General features: G+C 60.3%; 19 protein-coding genes. 12 read left to right on the top strand and 7 right to left on the bottom strand.

Annotated elements, in window-relative coordinates; all coding sequences use genetic code 11:
• Genes BXY39_RS18620 through BXY39_RS18605 form a run of 4 tightly spaced genes read right to left on the bottom strand, consistent with a single transcriptional unit; the run spans nt 1 to nt 4,131 of the window.
• The gene (locus BXY39_RS18620; RefSeq protein WP_121940418.1) at nt 1-1,008 is read right to left on the bottom strand and encodes an Hsp33 family molecular chaperone HslO; all 1,008 of its coding nucleotides are present in this window, start codon (nt 1,006-1,008) and stop codon (nt 1-3) included.
• 60 nt (nt 1,009-1,068) lie between these two features.
• Nucleotides 1,069-2,007 carry an ornithine carbamoyltransferase gene (gene argF / locus BXY39_RS18615; RefSeq protein ID WP_121940417.1) on the bottom strand — a complete coding sequence of 313 codons (939 nt, stop codon included), beginning with the start codon at nt 2,005-2,007 and terminating at the stop codon, nt 1,069-1,071.
• Between the two features lie 41 nt (nt 2,008-2,048).
• Nucleotides 2,049-3,242, bottom strand: a complete 1,194-nt coding sequence (locus tag BXY39_RS18610; RefSeq protein ID WP_121940416.1) for an aspartate aminotransferase family protein — start codon at nt 3,240-3,242, stop codon at nt 2,049-2,051.
• A gap of 52 nt (nt 3,243-3,294) precedes the next feature.
• A complete protein-coding gene (locus BXY39_RS18605) occupies nt 3,295-4,131 on the bottom strand; it encodes an ABC transporter permease (protein WP_211332346.1) in 837 nt (278 codons plus the stop codon).
• A 471-nt stretch (nt 4,132-4,602) separates the two neighbouring features.
• On the opposite strand from BXY39_RS18605, the gene BXY39_RS18595 reads away from it, so the two are divergent.
• The gene (locus BXY39_RS18595) at nt 4,603-5,019 is read left to right on the top strand and encodes a GcrA family cell cycle regulator (protein WP_121940414.1); all 417 of its coding nucleotides are present in this window, start codon (nt 4,603-4,605) and stop codon (nt 5,017-5,019) included.
• A gap of 184 nt (nt 5,020-5,203) precedes the next feature.
• Nucleotides 5,204-5,677: a c-type cytochrome gene (locus BXY39_RS18590; RefSeq protein WP_121940413.1), complete on the top strand. Its 474-nt coding sequence runs from the start codon at nt 5,204-5,206 to the stop codon at nt 5,675-5,677.
• Nucleotides 5,678-5,738: 61 nt separating this feature from the next.
• On the opposite strand, the gene BXY39_RS18585 is transcribed toward BXY39_RS18590, so the two are convergent.
• The 3 genes from BXY39_RS18585 to BXY39_RS18575 are packed head-to-tail and all read right to left on the bottom strand — an operon-like array spanning nt 5,739 to nt 8,401.
• Entirely contained in the window at nt 5,739-6,428 is a 690-nt protein-coding gene (locus BXY39_RS18585; protein ID WP_121940412.1) for a cytochrome b/b6 domain-containing protein, read from the bottom strand.
• Between the two features lie 18 nt (nt 6,429-6,446).
• Complete coding sequence (locus BXY39_RS18580) at nt 6,447-7,433, bottom strand: alpha-ketoacid dehydrogenase subunit beta (protein WP_211332345.1); 987 nt, start codon at nt 7,431-7,433, stop codon at nt 6,447-6,449.
• Nucleotides 7,434-7,441: 8 nt separating this feature from the next.
• Entirely contained in the window at nt 7,442-8,401 is a 960-nt protein-coding gene (locus BXY39_RS18575; RefSeq protein WP_121940410.1) for a thiamine pyrophosphate-dependent enzyme, read from the bottom strand.
• A gap of 375 nt (nt 8,402-8,776) precedes the next feature.
• On the opposite strand from BXY39_RS18575, the gene BXY39_RS18570 reads away from it, so the two are divergent.
• The 10 genes from BXY39_RS18570 (at nt 8,777) to BXY39_RS18525 (ending at nt 18,236) form a co-directional block, all read left to right on the top strand.
• Nucleotides 8,777-9,295, top strand: coding sequence for an SUF system Fe-S cluster assembly regulator (locus BXY39_RS18570; protein WP_211332344.1), 519 nt, complete (start codon nt 8,777-8,779; stop codon nt 9,293-9,295).
• A gap of 75 nt (nt 9,296-9,370) precedes the next feature.
• Entirely contained in the window at nt 9,371-10,840 is a 1,470-nt protein-coding gene (gene sufB / locus BXY39_RS18565; RefSeq protein WP_121940409.1) for a Fe-S cluster assembly protein SufB, read from the top strand.
• 28 nt (nt 10,841-10,868) lie between these two features.
• On the top strand, nt 10,869-11,606 hold the full coding sequence (sufC, locus tag BXY39_RS18560; protein WP_121940408.1) for a Fe-S cluster assembly ATPase SufC: 738 nt from the start codon (nt 10,869-10,871) through the stop codon (nt 11,604-11,606).
• A gap of 112 nt (nt 11,607-11,718) precedes the next feature.
• Nucleotides 11,719-13,044: a Fe-S cluster assembly protein SufD gene (gene sufD, locus BXY39_RS18555; protein ID WP_121940407.1), complete on the top strand. Its 1,326-nt coding sequence runs from the start codon at nt 11,719-11,721 to the stop codon at nt 13,042-13,044.
• A gap of 3 nt (nt 13,045-13,047) precedes the next feature.
• Nucleotides 13,048-14,304, top strand: coding sequence for a cysteine desulfurase (locus BXY39_RS18550; protein ID WP_121940406.1), 1,257 nt, complete (start codon nt 13,048-13,050; stop codon nt 14,302-14,304).
• Between the two features lie 15 nt (nt 14,305-14,319).
• Entirely contained in the window at nt 14,320-14,892 is a 573-nt protein-coding gene (locus BXY39_RS18545; RefSeq protein ID WP_211332343.1) for an SUF system Fe-S cluster assembly protein, read from the top strand.
• Nucleotides 14,893-14,927: 35 nt separating this feature from the next.
• The gene (locus BXY39_RS18540; RefSeq protein WP_121940499.1) at nt 14,928-15,254 is read left to right on the top strand and encodes a HesB/IscA family protein; all 327 of its coding nucleotides are present in this window, start codon (nt 14,928-14,930) and stop codon (nt 15,252-15,254) included.
• 570 nt (nt 15,255-15,824) lie between these two features.
• Complete coding sequence (locus BXY39_RS18535) at nt 15,825-16,472, top strand: GntR family transcriptional regulator (RefSeq protein ID WP_147453642.1); 648 nt, start codon at nt 15,825-15,827, stop codon at nt 16,470-16,472.
• A gap of 406 nt (nt 16,473-16,878) precedes the next feature.
• Nucleotides 16,879-17,463 carry an adenylyl-sulfate kinase gene (locus BXY39_RS18530; RefSeq protein ID WP_170163961.1) on the top strand — a complete coding sequence of 195 codons (585 nt, stop codon included), beginning with the start codon at nt 16,879-16,881 and terminating at the stop codon, nt 17,461-17,463.
• Entirely contained in the window at nt 17,460-18,236 is a 777-nt protein-coding gene (locus BXY39_RS18525) for a class I SAM-dependent methyltransferase (protein ID WP_121940403.1), read from the top strand. Before BXY39_RS18530 ends, BXY39_RS18525 begins: the two co-directional genes overlap by 4 nt.
• Nucleotides 18,237-18,246 lie beyond the last annotated feature (10 nt).

Below are 18,246 nucleotides of genomic sequence, written 5' to 3'. Positions count from 1 at the left end.
TCAGTGCACGGCGCCGGCTGACGGACCGGGCCCGGTATCGGCATCCCCGGACAGGTCATCCGGGTCGAATTCATAAGTTTTGTTGCAGAACTGACAATTGACGGAGATTTTCCCGTTCTCGGTCATATGGTCGATATCGTCCGCGGAAAACTGGCGCAATACACCGAGCAAACGGCCTCGGTCGCAGCGGCACTGGGCAATCAGGCGCCAGGGGTCGAAGACGCGCACACCATCCTCGTTGAACAGGCGATATAGCAGACGGTCCAGGTCCAGGGCGGGATCGAGCAGTTCTTCCTTGGTAACACTGTGCATCAGGATGCTGGCACGGCCCCATTCGTCATCCGTTTCACGAACAAATGTGCGCTCGCGCCCTTCCTCGCCGTGGGCCAGATACTGCACCATGATCCCCCCGGCCCGCCAATGGCCGGTCACCGGATCCCGGTCACTGGTCAGGCGAATTTCCGTCGGTGTCTGTTCCGAGCTTTTGAAATAGGTGCGGGCGATATCGCTCAGGGTTTCCCCTTTCAGATCCACGATGCCCTGATACCGTTCCATGTCAGAGCCCTGATCGATGGTCATCGCCAGATAGCCGCCTTCCTTGGACCCGATGAGGCCGTGAAAACTGGGGTCCTTGCCATAGTGCGCCAGCTTGGTTTCATCCACGCTCATATAGCCGCGCAGATGGCCGATGCCCTCCTGAACACGGGTGAAGTCCGTTACGATCATCGGAAGCGGCCCGGCGGATTTGGCCTGCAGGGTAACGATACCGTCATATTTGATGATCGACCCGAGCAAGGCGGCCAGAGCGAGAAATTCCCCGAGAATGCGCGCGACCGGATCGGGATAGTCATGGGCGGCGATGATCTGCTGGGCCACGGTGCCAAGGCGGACGGCACGGCCGCGGACATCCATGCCCTCGATCCGGAAAGGACGGACCTCATTGTCACGGCTTGTCACCGGGTCTTCGATGACGATGGGGTGTTCGGACCCGCTGTCGCTGATGCTCATCACTGTTTTCCCACGCTGCCGCCGGGCGGCACGGCCCTCTGCGTTCTCACCTGTGCATTCTCATCCGATCGCGCCAAGGCACCAGGCCAGAACGGCTTTCTGGGCATGGAGCCGATTTTCCGCCTCATCCCAAACGACCGATCCGGGTCCGTCGATGACATCGTCGGTTACTTCCTCGCCCCGGTGCGCCGGCAGGCAGTGCATGAAGATCGCATCCGCCGCCGCACGGTTCATCAGGGCTTTATCCACCTGAAACGGCGCCAGCGCCTGCAAACGCGCGTTGTCACGGGCGTCACCCATGGAAACCCAGGTATCGGTAAAGACCGCATCCACACCCGCGACAGCCGCTGCGGGATCATCCGTCAGGGTGACCGACCCGCCCTGGCTTTGCGCCCATTGCATGACCCCGTCGGGCGGGGCAAGGGCCGGCGGACAGGCCATGGTCAGGGCAAAATCCAGCCGGACAGCCGCCTCGATCAGGGATACGGCCACATTGTTGCCATCCCCGACCCAGGCCACACGGCGTCCGGCAATGGGACCGCGATGGTCCTCAAACGTCATCATGTCCGCCATGAGCTGACAGGGATGGGACCGATCCGTCAGACCGTTGATCACCGGAACGCCGGCATGGGCGGCCAGTTCCTCGACCATGCTGTGAACATTGGCGCGGATCATGATGACATCGACATAACGGCTCATCACCCGGGCGGTATCGGCCACGGTTTCCCCGCGTCCCAACTGCATCGCACCGCTTTCCAGGACGAGCGACGTCCCGCCCAGCTGCCGCATCGCCATGTCAAAACTGATCCGCGTCCGGGTCGAGGCCTTTTCAAAGATCATGGCCAGCGCGCGCCCTGCCAGCGGGGCACCGTCATCCACCGCGCCTTTGGGTCGGCCGTCCCTGGCATCGCGCCACAGGCGGGCCGTATCCAGAATGAGACGCAGGGTGGCGCCGTCAAAATCCTTCAGATCCAGGAAATGTCTGGGGGTACCGCTCATAAGGTTTCCTCGAAAACGGGTCTGTCCCTGAAACCGGGGTATCAGGGTGCGGGCGGGCCGCCCGCCGACCAGTCGGAAAAGGCCGCCTCGTAGATATCGACCGCCTCGTCGATGTGGCTGTTTTCAATGATCAATGGCGGCAGCATACGGATGACATTGTCGCCGGCCGGCGCCGGACACAGGCCCCGGCCGACCAGGTCTGGGACAGCAGCGCGCGGTTCCACACCGGGAACGCGCAGACCGGCCATCAGACCGTGGCCGCGCACCTCGGCGATGTGCTCCGGAAAACGCTGTTGCAGGGCGGCGAGCCGGGCATGCAGCGCATCGCCCATTTCTGTGACACGGTTTAGAAAACCGGGCTCCAGAAGGATATCGAGTACCGCGTTGCCGACAGCCATGGCCAGCGGGTTACCGCCATAGGTCGTTCCATGCGTGCCGGCGGTCATGCCGCTGGCGGCGTCCTCCGTCGCCAGGCATGCCCCCAGCGGAAACCCGCCGCCGATCCCCTTGGCACTGGTGACGATATCGGGTGTCACACCGGACCATTCATAGGCAAACAGCTTGCCCGTCCGGCCCATGCCGCACTGGATTTCGTCAAAGACCAGCAGAAGGCCGTGATCATCGGCCAGCCGGCGCAGCCCGCGCATGACGTCATCCGGGACCGGCTTGATGCCGCCCTCACCCTGAATGGGTTCAACCATGATGCCGCCGGTCTCGGGGCCGATCGCCGCCTCCACCGCCTGCAAATCGCCAAAGGGCACCACATCGAAACCATCGGGCAGGGGTTCAAATCCGTGCGTCAGCTTTTCCTGACCGGCGGCGGCAATGCCCGCCAGGGTGCGGCCATGAAAGGCACTGGACATGGTGATCAGCCGGTACCGTCCCTTGTCGCCTTTATCATGATGGTATTTACGCACCATCTTGATGGCGCATTCGATCGATTCCGCACCGGAATTGGTGAAAAAGACCGTATCGGCAAAAGTGGCGGCCACCAGGCGTTCGGCCAGACGCGTCTGGCCCGGAATCTCGTACAGGTTGGACACATGCCACAGCTTTTCCGCCTGTGCCTGAAGGGCCCTGACCAGATGGGGATGGCAATGGCCGAGCGCGACAACGCCGATGCCGGAGTAAAAATCCAGATACCGTTTGCCGTCGCGGTCGAAAAGATACATGCCGTCGCCACGCTCAAACGCGACCTGCATACGGCGGTAGGTAGGCAATAGCGGCGTAATCACAAAAACTTCTCCGTTAAATCAGGGGCATTGATCGAACGTAACGACCATATACTCAGGCCTTGAGGCGGTACCCTGTCTTGAAGACCCTGTAGACGACAATCGCCAACACCAGATTGATGGCAAAGGTATACACCACCCCCGTCATGAGATCGCTGTCAGCCACACCGATCAGGCCGTAGCGGAAACCATCAATCATGTAAAAGAAAGGGTTGGCCTTGGAAAAAGCCTGCCAGTTCTCGCTCAGCCGTGAAATGGAATAAAATGTCCCCGATAGCAGGCTCAAAGGGGCAATGACGAAATTCGTGATCGCGGCCGCATGATCGAACTTTTCAGCCCAGACCCCCGTCAGCACCCCGAGAAGAGACAGCATCACACACGCGGTCAGGGCAAAATAGATGACGGCCCAGACATTGGCGGGGCCGAGATCAACATCCGGCATGAACATGAACGCCAGTCCCACGGACGCACCGACCGCAAGACCGCGCGTTACCCCGCCGGCGACATATCCGAGCGTCAGTTCCGTCGCGGAAAGCGGCGGCATCAGGGTATCGACGATATTGCCCTGCACCTTGGAGATCAGCAATGAAGAGGATGTATTGGCAAAGGCATTCTGCAACATGGCCATGACCATCAGCCCGGGCGCCAGAAACTGGGCATAGGGCATATCCGCGACCATGCGGCCCCGTCCGCCGAGCGCCAGGGTGAAAATGACCATGAACAGAATTGTGGTTACGGCCGGCGCCGCCAGGGTCTGCGCCCAGACCTTTATGAACCGACGGGTTTCCCGGCTGTAAAGCGTGTAAAGACCCAGCCAGTTGACACGCCCGATGACACGGGACCCGAGGGCGGGATACCCCTCCTGCCGCTGTACTTGGGAAAGATTGCTCACAACGGCATGTCTCCTTCAACGATACGGTCGTGCCGGATTGCTCTGCGGAAGTGCAGCAAAAATCCGCGGAGACCTGCTGTGCGGCCACCGGGATTTTGTCTGCCGGAATTCAAAATGGCCGCATAGAAGGCGGCACAAGGCCTTTAAATAAGGGAGGCCCCCACCCGATGACAAGGGGCACTGTGCAGGAAGGCCCTATAATATGCCTCTATTGCATCTATCGTGTATCCCCTGGGCGGTCCCCCCTTGGCAAGATGGTGCGCGGCGGCGTATAAAGGGGCAGGAGCCGACTCTCAACCCGGATCGCGAGTCGAAGCCTGCGCAAACAGATGTGCAAGGGTCGCACCGGATACAGGACCATCCCGACAAGTCCAGCGGCAAAGCCCTTACGGCAAAGGGACTTGCCGGCATTGGAAAAGGGATGAAACCGGGGTTGGAATTGGGCGCGTAAGACAGTTGCAAGGAGCGATCATGGCCTGGACCGACGAGCGAATCGAACAGCTCAAGAAACTGTGGGATGAAGGTCTGAGCGCCAGTCAGATTGCCAAGGAACTGGGAGAAGGTGTCACCCGCAATGCCGTAATCGGCAAGGCACACCGCCTGGGACTGAAATCACGCCCGTCACCCGTCAAGTCGGACAAGACAAAGGCCAAGGCCCCTGCCAAAAAAGCCGCCAAGAAGGAGGCGAAGAAATTCGTCACGCTTCTCGATCTGACGGATCGTATGTGTAAATGGCCCATCGGCCACCCCGGAGACCCGGATTTCCATTTTTGCGGTCGCCCGGCGGAACCCGGCATGCCTTACTGCGCGACGCATTGCGCGGAAGCCTATCAAGCCCAGCCGCCGCGCCGCGACCGCCGCCAGACACCACGCCCTCCCATCGGCTAGACTGCGCTGATAATAATACTTACGGCCGGCAAAATACCGTGCCCGGCTGGTCAAAAATCCCTGCTGGCCTAAATATGCTGTTGAGTTACACTGCGCTCTGCCGTTTGTATCACACGCGGCCTCTGTATTTGTCAGAACACCATATTTCCCGTTTCCAGCCATTTCAGCCAAAAGGGGACCAATCATGCTGACACGCAAGCATCTTCTTGCCGGCGCCGCCGGCGTCCTGCTTCTCGCCGCACCTGTCGCCACCATCGCCGACGGCAACGACAAGGAGCGGTCACCACAGGGCCAGTACCGGCATAACCTTATGGAAGTGGTGAAATATTCCTTCCTGAATGTCATGTTGAACCTGCGCGGTGAGGTTTCCGCCCCTGCGGATCAGATTGCCGGCCACGCGGAAGCGCTGGCCACCGCAGCCAGCATGGCGGCAGGCGCATTTGAAAAGGACACACGCGGAGAGGACGGCGCAACCGACGCCAGGGATGCCGTCTGGGAAAACTGGAGCGATTTTTCCGCGCGTCTTGCCACATTCGAAGCGGACACCGCCGCCCTGGCCGAAGCGGCACAAAGCGGCGACAGAGCGGCCATTGCGGCGGCCTTCAAAAAGGTGGGCGGCAGCTGCAAAAGTTGTCATGACGAGTACCGGAAAGACTGACGCCGAGACTGATCCGGGCGATAGCCTCTCCACTGTCAGCCGACATCGATACCCCGGCGCGCTATAGCAGCCAGCGTGTCAGGGCGAGGGCAATCGGCACAAAAATCACCAGCGCCGCCCAGGGACTGATCATCCGGGGCGGCGTTTTTTCCGGCCCCGTCCGCTTTTTGCCCGTGATCATCGGGCTGATCAGATCGGTTCTTTTGACAATCAGATACAACAGAACAGCGGCCACGTGAACGCACGCCAAGCCGATCAGGACAACCCCCAGCGTGCGGTGCAGACCGGTCAGGTCCCCGCGCAGTTTGGACGACACCTCACCCGCGAGCGGACCGTCGAAAAACATGCCGTCCGTGGCGAAGAGGCCCATCACCGCCTGCGACGTCAGCAGGATCAGCATCAACAGCACGGAGCAGGCCGCAAGCGGACTGTGTCCGACAATATCATGGCCTGGACGACCTAGCGATTTCAGATACCGCACGACCGCGCGCGGACCGGTGACAAAGCGGGAAAACCGCGCCGTATCGCTGCCGACAAGCCCCCAAACCAGGCGCCAGGCCAGAAGGCACAGGATGGCCACGCCGCTCCATGAATGGATGCGGTCATATCCGTCGAATTTGTCCTGAAAGCCGGAATAGGCCGAAATGCAGAACAGCACCGCCAGGGACCAGTGAAACAGTCGTGTGGGCAAATCCCAGACACGTATCTTTTTGCCCTGTACGTTCGTTCCTGCCTGTGTGTGCGGCATCATCCCATACCTCCCTGTCCTTCAGTCCGCCATCAGTGCCCGGACGGCAGCGGAAACCGCATCAGCCGAGGGCAGCCAGGCCGCCTCAAGCTCACGGGCATAGGGCACCGGCGTGTGCGGGGGCGTCAGCGTGGCCGGCGGTGCCTTGAGGGCCGCGAATGCCCTGCGTGCCACAAGACTGACCACCGCATCCGCCACCCCGCCGAAGGCGGCCCCCCCGTCAACCACGAGCAAGCGTCCTGTGCGTCCCACACTATCGACGACGGTTGTGCCGTCAATCGGGCTTGCGGTGCGCAGGTCGATGACTTCGGCGGAAATGCCGTCACCTTCCAGACAGTCAGCCGCCGCCAGGCTTTCCGCCACCATCGCCGACAGGGCCACCACTGTCACATCCTCGCCGTGCCGGGCCACACGTGCCGCGCCAAAGGGCAAATCGGCCGCATCAGCCGCCACCGCATACCCCGGACTGTCATAAAGGCCGCGATGTTCGAACATCACGAGCGGATCGGGACCGTGCAGACCCGCCGCAAGTGCTGTAACCGCATCGCCGGACGTCGCCGGGCAGGCAACACGCAGACCCGGAATCTGGGCCACCAGGCCGTGCAGAGACTGGCTGTGCATGGCGGCCGACCCATCGCCGGCCCCCATCGTGGTCCGGATCACCAGCGGCAAAGACAGCCGCCCATCCGACAGGAAGCGCATTTTGGCGGCCTGGTTGAGTATCTGGTCAAAGCACACGCCCATGAAATCGCAAAACATGATCTCAACCACCGGCTTCAGGCCGCAGGCGGACGCCCCCACAGCCATACCGACAAAAGCGCTTTCACTGATGGGCATGTCCATCACGCGGGTGGGTCCGAAACTGTCCAGAAGGCCTGCGCTCACCCCGAAAACACCGCCGCCGGCACCGATATCCTCGCCGATCAGAACAATGTCGGGATCACGCCGCATATGGGCATGCAGTGCGTCGTTCAAGGCCGTACGGATTGTCGGTGCCGTATCGCTCATGGGCGCGCTCATTGCACGGGTTCCAGCGTCGCCTGCCAGCGTGTCAGGGCGCCAGGCTCCGCCGGGGGCCGGCGGCAGGCATCGTCGAGAACCGCGCGGGCGCGGGCGGATATACGCTCTTCCAGGGCCAACAGGTCGGCCTCGGACCTGTCCGGGCCCGGCAAGCGCTCCCTGAACATTGTCAGCGGATCCGCTGGACACCCGCGCTCCTCAGATGCCTCCGCCACCACGGATGAAGCCCCGTGATAGTGCCCTGTCAGGCGCGGCACGTGGACTTCCAGAAAAGCCGGTTCCAGTGTGGTACGGCAATAGCCCGCCAGACGTTCGACAATCTGCACAAGCCGGTCCGGCTGAGTGCCGTCCGCCTGTTCGACGGCCATGGAAAATCCACGTGCCCGCGCGGTCAGGCTGCGCCCTCCCGTGGCAGCGGTCGCCGATGTCGCCTGGGCAATGCCGTTATTCTCCAGAATGAACAGAAGCGGCAACCGCAGCGCGGCGGCCAGATTCATGGTTTCCATCACGGCACCCTGATTGGCCGCCCCATCGCCGAAAAGCACCGCCGCCATACCGCCTGTCTTCCGGGTTTTCGCGGCCAGCGCCGCGCCGGCGGCCAGCGGCACCTGGCCGCCGACGATACCATTGGCAGCCAGCAGGCCGGTTTCAGGCGCAATCAGGTGCTGGGTCCCCGCCAGGCCACCGGACAGACCGTCCGCCCGGCCAAGGATCTCACACGCCACGCGCAGCGGATCGGCACCCAGCGCCAGGGCAATGGCATGGCAGCGGTGGGACGCCGTCACCCGGTCCGTGTTCCGGTCCAGGGCGGCGGCAACCGCCAGGGCCAGGAATTCCGACCCGTTGGACAGATGAACAAGTCCGGGCACACGGCCTGCATCAAAGGCGGATGCAACGGCCATTTCGAACGCCCGCAGGAAATATGCCTTCTCGTACAGACTAAGATTGTCGTCCATTCGCCGGCCCCCCCCCGATCCGATGCCTTGCCATGCCTGCGGCACCTGTTTATACGGTCTTCCGCCATGCTGGCCGGGGCCATGGCAGACAGTCCGCCCCGACAGGGTGTAGACTGATCGATTGACCGGGCCAAGGTCAACGGTACAGCCGCATGGATGCGGGCTCTGCGGCAGCACGTCGCGCTATTTCCGGACATAACCTTTTTTCGGGCTTCAAAAGCCAAAAGGTTTGACTCTGGGCGGCGAAGCGACCATATGAATTCCGACTAAACAAGTCATGTTTAAGCCAGCACCGAATTTTCGGGCTGAAAACAATGCTTTTTGCCGCGAGCGATAAACTGCGGGCACAGGAAGCGATACAATGGGAGCAACCAGTTGATCCGGCTGACCAATCTTGCCGATTATGCCGTTGTCCTCATGGTCGAGGTGGCCAGGAGCGATGTGCGTGTCAACGCGCAGTCTCTGGCAGAGGCAAGCCGCATGCCTGTGACAACGGTTTCAAAAATATTGAATGCCCTCAGCCGCGCCGATCTTCTGACGTCGCATCGCGGTCTGAAAGGCGGGTTTTCACTGACACGCGGGACGGACACCATTTCGCTGGCCGATATTGTCGAGGCGATTGACGGTCCCATCGCGCTGACCAACTGTTCCGACACCAGTTCGAACGACTGCTGTTATGACAGTTTCTGCCAGGTCAGGCCGCATTGGCAGCATATCAACACAGCCATCCGGACCGCACTTGATACCGTCAAGCTGAAGGATGTGATGGCACCCCCGGCGCCCGGCACCTTTGCGCCGGCCATGTTCGAGGCGATGCCCGCTGCGGGGCAGCCCGCACCGAACACACCGGACAGTGACGACGGGGTGGAGAACGGAGCCGCAGGGCCCCGGTGATTTTGCACTGTATTTCCAGTGATCCGGTGCAGGCCGTCAAGGTCGGGCACGGAACTTTGAAGGAGTAAATGGATCATGGCCGCAACGGCAGAAGCCCGCCAGCAGATCGATGAGGCAACCGGCGAATATAAGTACGGTTTTGTCACCGATATCGAGATCGAGATGGCCCCGAAAGGGCTGAACGAGGACATCGTCCGCTTCATTTCAGAGAAAAAGGATGAGCCCGCCTGGATGCTGGACTGGCGCCTGAAAGCCTATCGCCAGTGGCTGAAAATGAAAGAGCCGGAATGGGCCAAGCTGCACTATCCGAAGATCGACTATGACGATATTTATTATTATGCGGCGCCGAAAACCCAGGACAAGCCCAAAAGCCTGGACGAAGTCGACCCCGAGCTGCTGAGAACCTATGAAAAACTGGGCATTCCGCTCGCCGAACAGGAAGTGCTGGCCGGTGTCGAAGGCGCGGCAAAGGTCGCCGTTGACGCCGTGTTCGATTCCGTCTCGGTCGCGACCACCTTCCGCAAGGAACTGGAGAAGGCCGGCGTGATTTTCATGTCGATCTCAGAGGCCGTGCGCGAGTATCCCGATCTGGTTAAAAAATATCTCGGCTCCGTCGTGCCGGTACGGGACAATTATTTCGCCGCCCTCAACTGCGCCGTTTTCTCCGATGGAACCTTCGTCTATGTGCCGAAGGGCGTGCGCTGCCCGATGGAACTGTCCACCTATTTCCGTATCAATGCGGAAAATACCGGCCAGTTCGAGCGCACCCTGATCGTGGCCGATGAAGGCTCTTATGTGTCCTATCTGGAGGGCTGCACGGCCCCCATGCGCGATGAAAACCAGCTGCATGCGGCCGTTGTCGAACTGGTCGCCATGGGTGACGCGGAAATCAAATATTCCACCGTCCAGAATTGGTACCCCGGCGACAAGGACGGCAAGGGCGGGATTTACAACTTCGTCACCAAGCGCGGCCTGTGCAAGGGTGACAATTCCAAGATCAGCTGGACGCAGGTGGAAACCGGATCGGCGATCACCTGGAAATATCCGTCCTGCGTCCTGGCCGGCGACAATTCTGTGGGCGAGTTTTACTCGGTCGCGGTCACCAACAATTTGCAGCAGGCCGACACCGGCACCAAGATGATCCATCAGGGCAAAAACACCCGCTCGACCATCATTTCGAAAGGGATTTCGGCCGGACGCTCCGACAATACCTATCGCGGCCTGGTCAAGGTGATGTCGGGCGCGGACAATGTGCGCAATTATACACAGTGTGATTCCCTTCTTGTGTCATCGGACAGCGGCGCCCACACCGTCCCCTATATCGAGGTGAAGAATCCGTCCGCCCAGATCGAGCACGAAGCCACCACTTCGAAAATTTCGGAAGACCAACTGTTCTATGCCCGCGCGCGCGGGCTGGACGAGGAAGAAGCCGTCGCCATGATCGTCAATGGCTTCTGCAAGGATGTGATGCAGCATCTTCCGATGGAATTCGCCGTCGAGGCGCAAAAGCTGCTGGGCATCAGCCTTGAAGGCAGCGTCGGCTGATTTTGATTGTTTTAAGGACTGAAGAGCGATGTTGAAAATCGATAATCTGCATGTGGCCGTGGACGGCAAGGCCATCCTGAAGGGATTGAGCCTTGAGATGAATGCGGGCGAAGTCCACGCCATCATGGGGCCGAACGGTGCCGGCAAATCCACTCTGGCGGCGGCCATCGCGGGCCGCGACGGCTATGAAATAACGGACGGAAGCATCACGTTCAAAGGCAAGGACCTGCTGGATCTGGAACCGCATGAGCGTGTCGGCGAAGGACTGTTTCTCGGCTTCCAGTATCCGGTGGAAATTCCCGGTGTCTCCAACCTGAACTTCATGCGCACGGCTTTGAATTCGGTACGAAAGTATCGCGGCGAGGACGACATGTCGGCCGCCGATTTCATGAAGCTGATCCGCGCCAAGGCCGCGGACCTTCAGATGGACCCCGAGATGCTGAAACGGTTCGTCAATGTCGGCTTTTCCGGCGGCGAGAAAAAGCGCAATGAAATGGTGCAGATGGCTGTTCTGGATCCGGCCTTCGCCGTTCTGGATGAAACCGATTCGGGGCTTGACATCGACGCCCTGAAAGTCGTTGCCGGCGGCATCAACGCCCAGCGGCGGGACGATACTTGCATTCTGCTGATCACCCATTATCAACGCCTGCTGGACTACGTACAGCCGGACCGGGTGCATGTCATGGCGAACGGTCGCATTGTGCGTTCGGGTGGCAAGGACCTGGCCTTGGAACTGGAAGAAAAAGGGTACGCGGCGGTAGCCTGAAGCTGTACGCGACACCATCGCTTTACCGGCCCGCCGATCCGTGGCGGGGCCTCCCGGCCGGCGGTGGGGCGTGCGCCCAGGGTTTCCATGATCAGAATGAAGAAGACGACTTATGCCAGATTCCGTGTTTACCGCTTATGAAAAGCAAATCGCCGATCTGCACGGTATCGTGCCCGGCGCCGATACCCTGCGGCAGCAGGCCTTCAAAACCATCCGCGCCATCGGCCTGCCGTCGGTCCGCAGCGAGGATTGGCGCTATATGGACCTGTCACCGGTTCGCGAGGCGGCTTTTGACCCCGCCAAACCAGCAGCCCACGCACCGGCCATCCCGCCGCTGGTGGACGAGGCTGCCGCGCGTCTTGTCTTTGTCAACGGGCGCTATTCCGAAGATCTGAGCGATCTCGGCGACCTGTGGCAGGCAGCGAGCATCCGCCCGCTGGTCAATCATTTCATGAGCAACGAAGCCCGCGTCGGCGAACTGATGCGCGGCAATGATGCCGTCACCCTGCTCAACACCGCGCTGATGCGCGACGGCATGGTGCTGTCGATCCCGGCCGGGGTCGAGATCGAGGAACCGGTGCTCATCCACCACATCATGACGCAAAGCGGGCGCACGGCCGTTCATCCGCGCCATGTCATCGAACTGGGCGAAGGATCGACACTGAATGTGATCGAACATTTCAGCGGTGACGATGATGCCTACTGGACGAACAGTGTTCTTCAGGCGCGTGTTTCAGAGGGTGCGGTCCTGACCCATACCCATTTTGTCGAAGACGGTCCCAATGCCCTCCACACCGGACAGATCCATGTTTCCGTCGACGCGGAAGGCGCCTATCGGTCGATGGCCGTTTCCCTTGGCGGAAAGGCCGCCCGGTTCGAGGCGCATGTCCGTCTTCTGGGCGAAGAGGCCGATGCCACCATTGACGGCATCACGCTGGCTGCCACAGGGCAGGTCCATGACATGATCACACGGGTGACGCATGCCGTCCCCAACGCCACCAGCGACCAAGTGGTGCGGGCCATCGCCGACAGCCGCGGCAAGACCGCCTTTCAGGGCAAGGTTCGCGTGGACCGGGACGCACAGGGCACGGATGCCAACCAGTCCTTCAAGGCGCTTGTTTTCGACCGGACGGGCGAAGCCAACGCGAAACCGGAATTGGAAATCTTCGCCGACGATGTGAAATGCGGTCACGGCGCCACGGTCGGACAGCTGGATGAAAAGGCGCTTTTTTACCTGACCTCGCGCGGGGTCGCCCCGGTCACGGCCCGGCAAATGCTTGTCGAAGCCTTTACCGCCGATGCCCTTGTCCGCACAGCGCCCGCGGGCCTTGCCGCCCTGATCCGCGACCGGATCGAGGCGTGGATGGCGGCGCGTCACGACCGGCCGATTCCAAAGGCGGATGATACACCCGAAGACGCGCCAGAGGAGACACACTAAACCATGACTGCGCCGCAGACCAGATTCATGCCCTTTGACGTGGAAGCCGCCCGCCGGGATTTTCCGATCCTGTCGGAAACCGTTTACGGCAAACGACTGAGCTTTCTGGATTCCGCGGCCAGCGCGCAGAAACCACGCTCCGTCATTGCGGCGGAAGTGGATTTGTATGAACACAGTTACGCCAACATTCACAGGGGCGTTTACAAGTTCAGCCAGGACGCCACAGAGGCCTATGAAGGAGCACGGGAAAAGGCACGGGCCTTTATCAACGCACGTTCAGCCAGCGAATGCCTGTTCGTGCGCGGTGCGACCGAGGGAATCAATCTGGTGGCGCAGACATGGGGCCGTCAGAATATCGGTGCCGGCGACGAAATCATCCTGACATGGCTGGAACATCACTCTAACATCGTCCCCTGGCAGATGCTGGCAGAGGAAAAAGGCGCAGTGATCCGGGTCGTGCCCCTCATGGATGACGGCACCGTGGATATGGATGCCTACCGCGCCCTGCTGAACGAGCGTACGAAACTTGTCGCGGTGGCGCATATTTCCAACTCCATCGGTACGGTTCTGCCGGTCGGGGAGATGATCGATCTGGCGCATAGCGCCGGGGCGGTCACCCTGATTGACGGCTGCCAGGCCGCACCGCATATGCGGCTTGATATGCAGGCCCTGGAGGCGGATTTCTATGCCTTTTCCGCCCATAAGATGTATGGTCCCACGGGTATCGGCGTGCTCTACGGCAAGGAGGCCCTGTTGGACGCCATGCCGCCCTGGCAGGGCGGTGGGGATATGATCTCCACCGTTAGCTTTGAAGGCACCACCTACAACGATCTGCCTTACAAGTTCGAGGCCGGCACCCCGAATATCGCCGGCGGTATCGCCTTTGGCGCCGCGATCGAGTATCTGAAGCAGCTGGATTTTGACGCCCTGCACGCCCACGAGATGGATCTGCTCAATTATGCGACGGAAAAGCTGAGCAGTTTCAATTCGCTGCGAATTATCGGCCCGGACCCGCTGACAGGGACGCAAAAAGGCGCCCTGATCAGCTTTGTCATGGAATGCGCCCATCCCCATGACATCGGTACCATTCTGGACCGGCAGGGCGTTGCGGTGCGCGCGGGTCATCACTGCGCGCAGCCGGTCATGGACCGTTTCGGCATACCGGGCACGGTACGGGTCAGTTTCGGCCTTTACAACACACGCAAGGACGTGGACCAGCTGGCCGACGGCCTGCAAAAAGTGATTGAGCTGTTTGGATAGGACATGGGATCAGACATGACCGACGGCACCGAAAAACGCGACATCATCACCCCCGGCACGGATACGCAGACATCGTCGTATCAGAGCGACACGCCCCTGCATGCCAGTCCGGCGAAACCGGCCCGTCCCGTGGTCTCGGACGCGGAGGAAGGCACCTATTTCCTGAACAAGTTTCTGGACGGTGCGGATGAAGAACCGCAGGACACGCATGACGCGGCACCGCCGACGACGACGAATACCGGCGACGACATCCGCCATCAGCCTCAGCCCGCCACCGCCAGCAGCGGCGATCTGGAGGCCGATGTGATTGCAGCATTACGCGAAATCTACGACCCGGAAATCCCGGTCAATATCTACGAATTGGGTCTGGTATACGAGGTGGACGTGGACGATGCCGCCCGCGTCACCGTGACCATGACACTGACCACACCGCACTGCCCCGTCGCCGAGTCCATGCCCGGCGAAGTGGAGCTGAAAGTCTGTTCGGTTCCCGGCGTGAACGGGGCCGAGGTCAATCTGGTCTGGGACCCGCCGTGGGACATGAACCGGATGAGCGACGAGGCCAGGCTTGAACTCGGCATGCTGTGAGCCCACATTCACTGTGTTATGCAAGGATGGAAACCATGACAGCCATAGAGATCACCGATAAGGCGGCCGGTCACATCAAGGCCCTGATCGCCAAGGATGACACTGCGGTGGGCATTCGCCTGGGCACCAGCAAATACGGATGTTCAGGTCTGGGCTATACCGTCGATCTGGTCACCGAGATCGATCCGGATGATGAAATGGTCGAAGACAAGGGCTGCAAGGTATATGTGGACCGCAAGTCCCTGTTGTTTCTGCTGGGTACCAGAATGGACTGGGAAGACGGGCTGTTCAGCACGGGCTTTACCTTTTCCAACCCGAATGAAAAGGGCCGCTGCGGCTGCGGCGAAAGCTTCCACGTCTGAATGGAAGCACGACCGGTAAAATTTCGCCTGCCTTGGCCGCTGCTGTCCAAGGCGATGCCCAAGCACCATGTGACGGGATGATCCCCTTGTGCCACAAGGGCCAGACAGCACACCGGCTGTTTCTTGTGTCTGTCATGACACGAAGAGATAAGATTATTACACTTTCAGGTTTTAATTGGGACGATCCACGTTGTGGATCGTACTGTTGTCGCTTCCGATTCCAATCGGGCCAGACTCTTTTCTCATTTTTTGCAGAGCTGTCTTATTGAGCATGAATCTCACATAATCCATTGCTTTTTAATCATTTTTCAACACCGCGTATTCTTACGGGTTTTCAACGCCGGATCGCTTCCAGCAAGCTTGAACCGCAATGACCGTCAATCGGAAAACCCGACATGGTTGAAACCTGATCAGGTTTCAATACACATCGGTACGATAGTGCCGGACCTGGTCCCGTGTCCCTTCCCGTCAGCCGGCATTGCCGCCGATATATGGATACCGTGAAGAAACCGTGCTTCGTGGCACAGTGCGTGCGCCACGGCTGCCCAAGTGGACCTGGTAGACGACGATATGACGAAAAGTTTTGCGGCAGGCCGCGCTTACAGCCAGATCAAGAACCGCCTGTTTGCTTTCCGGGTCCGTCCGACAGTCCCCCTTCATGCGGCGGAAATCGCCGATATGATCGGCGTCAGCATCACCCCGGTTCGCGAAGCGCTTATTCGCCTGTCCAGCGAAGCGCTTATTGAAACCGGGCCAAGGCGCGGTTTCACACCGAAGATTCTGTCGCACAGCGAATTGGAAGAACTGTACACCATCAATGAAGGGCTTTTGAAACTAGCTGCCGAGTCCCTCGCCTTTTCAGCGCGTCAAAAGACCTGTCTGACAGGGCTGATCGCCCATCTGGAACGCTGCCGCCCACCCGTGCCGGAGGCCATTGTCTCCTATACTGAAATGCTGTTTCACGGCATTGCCGCCGGTTTCAACGCCGGCCCGTTCAACGCCACAATCGGTAACATCAGCGACCAGCTACATTGTATCCGCAAGGTCGAGGCGACCGCATTGCCGGATATCACAGGCGAACTGCTGACACTGGCGCGGACGATACATGACGGCACACATGATGACCTGCGGGCCTGTTTGAGCAGCTATCATACGCGGCGCATCGATCATATTCCGGCTCTTTTGAAAGAGCTCTACAACCGTCTTCATACCGGATAACGGACAAGACGGTCAGACAGCCGTTCCACGGTGTGCACTGGCACCCCGAATGACGCCGACCCCCGAGCCGGCGCATAGTCCCTAGCATATTAATTACAACTTTAAATTATAAAAGTTGCCTATTTCCGAAACAGGCCTAGGGGAAAATAAGCAAAAATATAATTTACAGTATCATTTGTGGACCCTTGATTTTTCGAGATATTCTGGGATTTGAGCCTTTATTGTCGACGGAAAGAGACAGTTAGCCATGAACGATTTCGGGTCTCAGAATACTATCAAGGGTATAAATGGATCGACAGCCCGGAAAGAGCCTTCGGGCGATATCGCCGCCGCAGGATCACCAGCTGTCACGGCGGCTGAGCCGAAAGCAAATCCACAGGGCCTGCCCCGGAAAATACCCCGGGACATGTCGTCGGAGATACCGCCCGGCTGCGTCTATTGGATCACCGGGCTGCCGGGTGCCGGCAAAACCACCCTGGCAGCCCGTGTCTGGGCGAGGCTCAGACTGGAAGGACGCCCCGCCGTTTTCCTGGACGGAGACCGCCTGCGCGGCATCTTCGGACAACGCCATGGCTATGACCGACGGGACCGGCACGCCATGGCCATGTCATATGCAGGCCTGTGCCGGGAGCTGAGCGGCCAGGGGCTGGATGTTGTCTGCGCCACCGTGTCGATGTTCGAGGATGTGCGGCGATCCAACCGCCAGCACCTTCCGCTCTACCGCGAAATATATCTGCGCGTTCCTGTCGCGGTTCGCAGGCGCAGGCACCCCGACAATCTTTACGGCGCGGCCAAGGGCGGGGCAGGGACCGGCAGCCCGTCCCATATCCCCGGCATGGACCAAGCGGTGGAAGAACCGGCCAACCCCGACCTGATCATCGATGATGACGGCACCCTATCGGTATCGGATGCGGTGGCGTGTTTTTTTGCCCACTGGCCGGCGCCGGATTGCAAGGACAGAACCCCAGAACCGTCAGGAGATACAGCATGAAACACGGTGATTTCACGGCGCTGGCGCGTCATTACCGGCATCGCCCCGGATATTCCCGGGACGCCCTTGGCTGCCTTGCCCGGCATGCGGGCGCCTATGGGCCGCGTGAAGCAGAGTTCACAGTGGCGGATGTCGGTGCGGGCACCGGCAAACTGACGGAAGTGCTGGCCGGGCTGAAGCTGCACGGTGTGGCCGTGGAGCCCAACGATGCCATGCGCGAAGAAGGCCGGCGGACAGCAGGCGTCGAACCGGATTTCCAGTGGCAGGCCGGTTCGGCTGAACAAACCGGGCTTGAGGACCAATCCGTCGACTGGGTGCTGATGGCTTCCTCCTTTCACTGGACGGACAGCGAGACGGCCTTGAAGGAATTTCACCGTATTCTGCGCCCGGGGGGCTATCTGACCGTGCTGTGGAACCCGCGCGATCTCCACAAGGATGCCCTGCAGAACCGGATCGACAGCGAGATCCGGCGGCAAATCCCGAATATGAAGCGGCGGTCATCGGGGGGGCCGGAATGGACGGAAGGACTGGAAGATACGCTTCTGGCCGACGGACTTTTCGGCGACCTGCTGTTCATTGAGGCCCCGCATGAAGAAAACATGTCGCGAGAACGCTATCTGGGCGTCTGGAAGTCGGTGAACGACATCCAGGTGCAGGCGGGCGAAGACCGCTGGAACGACATCCTGGGCATGCTGGAGACAGAAACGGCAGGGCGGGACACCATCATGGTCCGCTACCGCACACGCGCCTGGACCGTACGTAGACAGGATTGAAGGACAGCCG

The organism is Eilatimonas milleporae (assembly GCF_003688555.1).
GTDB classification, from domain to species: domain Bacteria; phylum Pseudomonadota; class Alphaproteobacteria; order Sphingomonadales; family Kordiimonadaceae; genus Eilatimonas; species Eilatimonas milleporae.
Note: the sequence above shows the minus strand (reverse complement) of the source record. Positions and strands in the feature narration are given on the sequence as shown.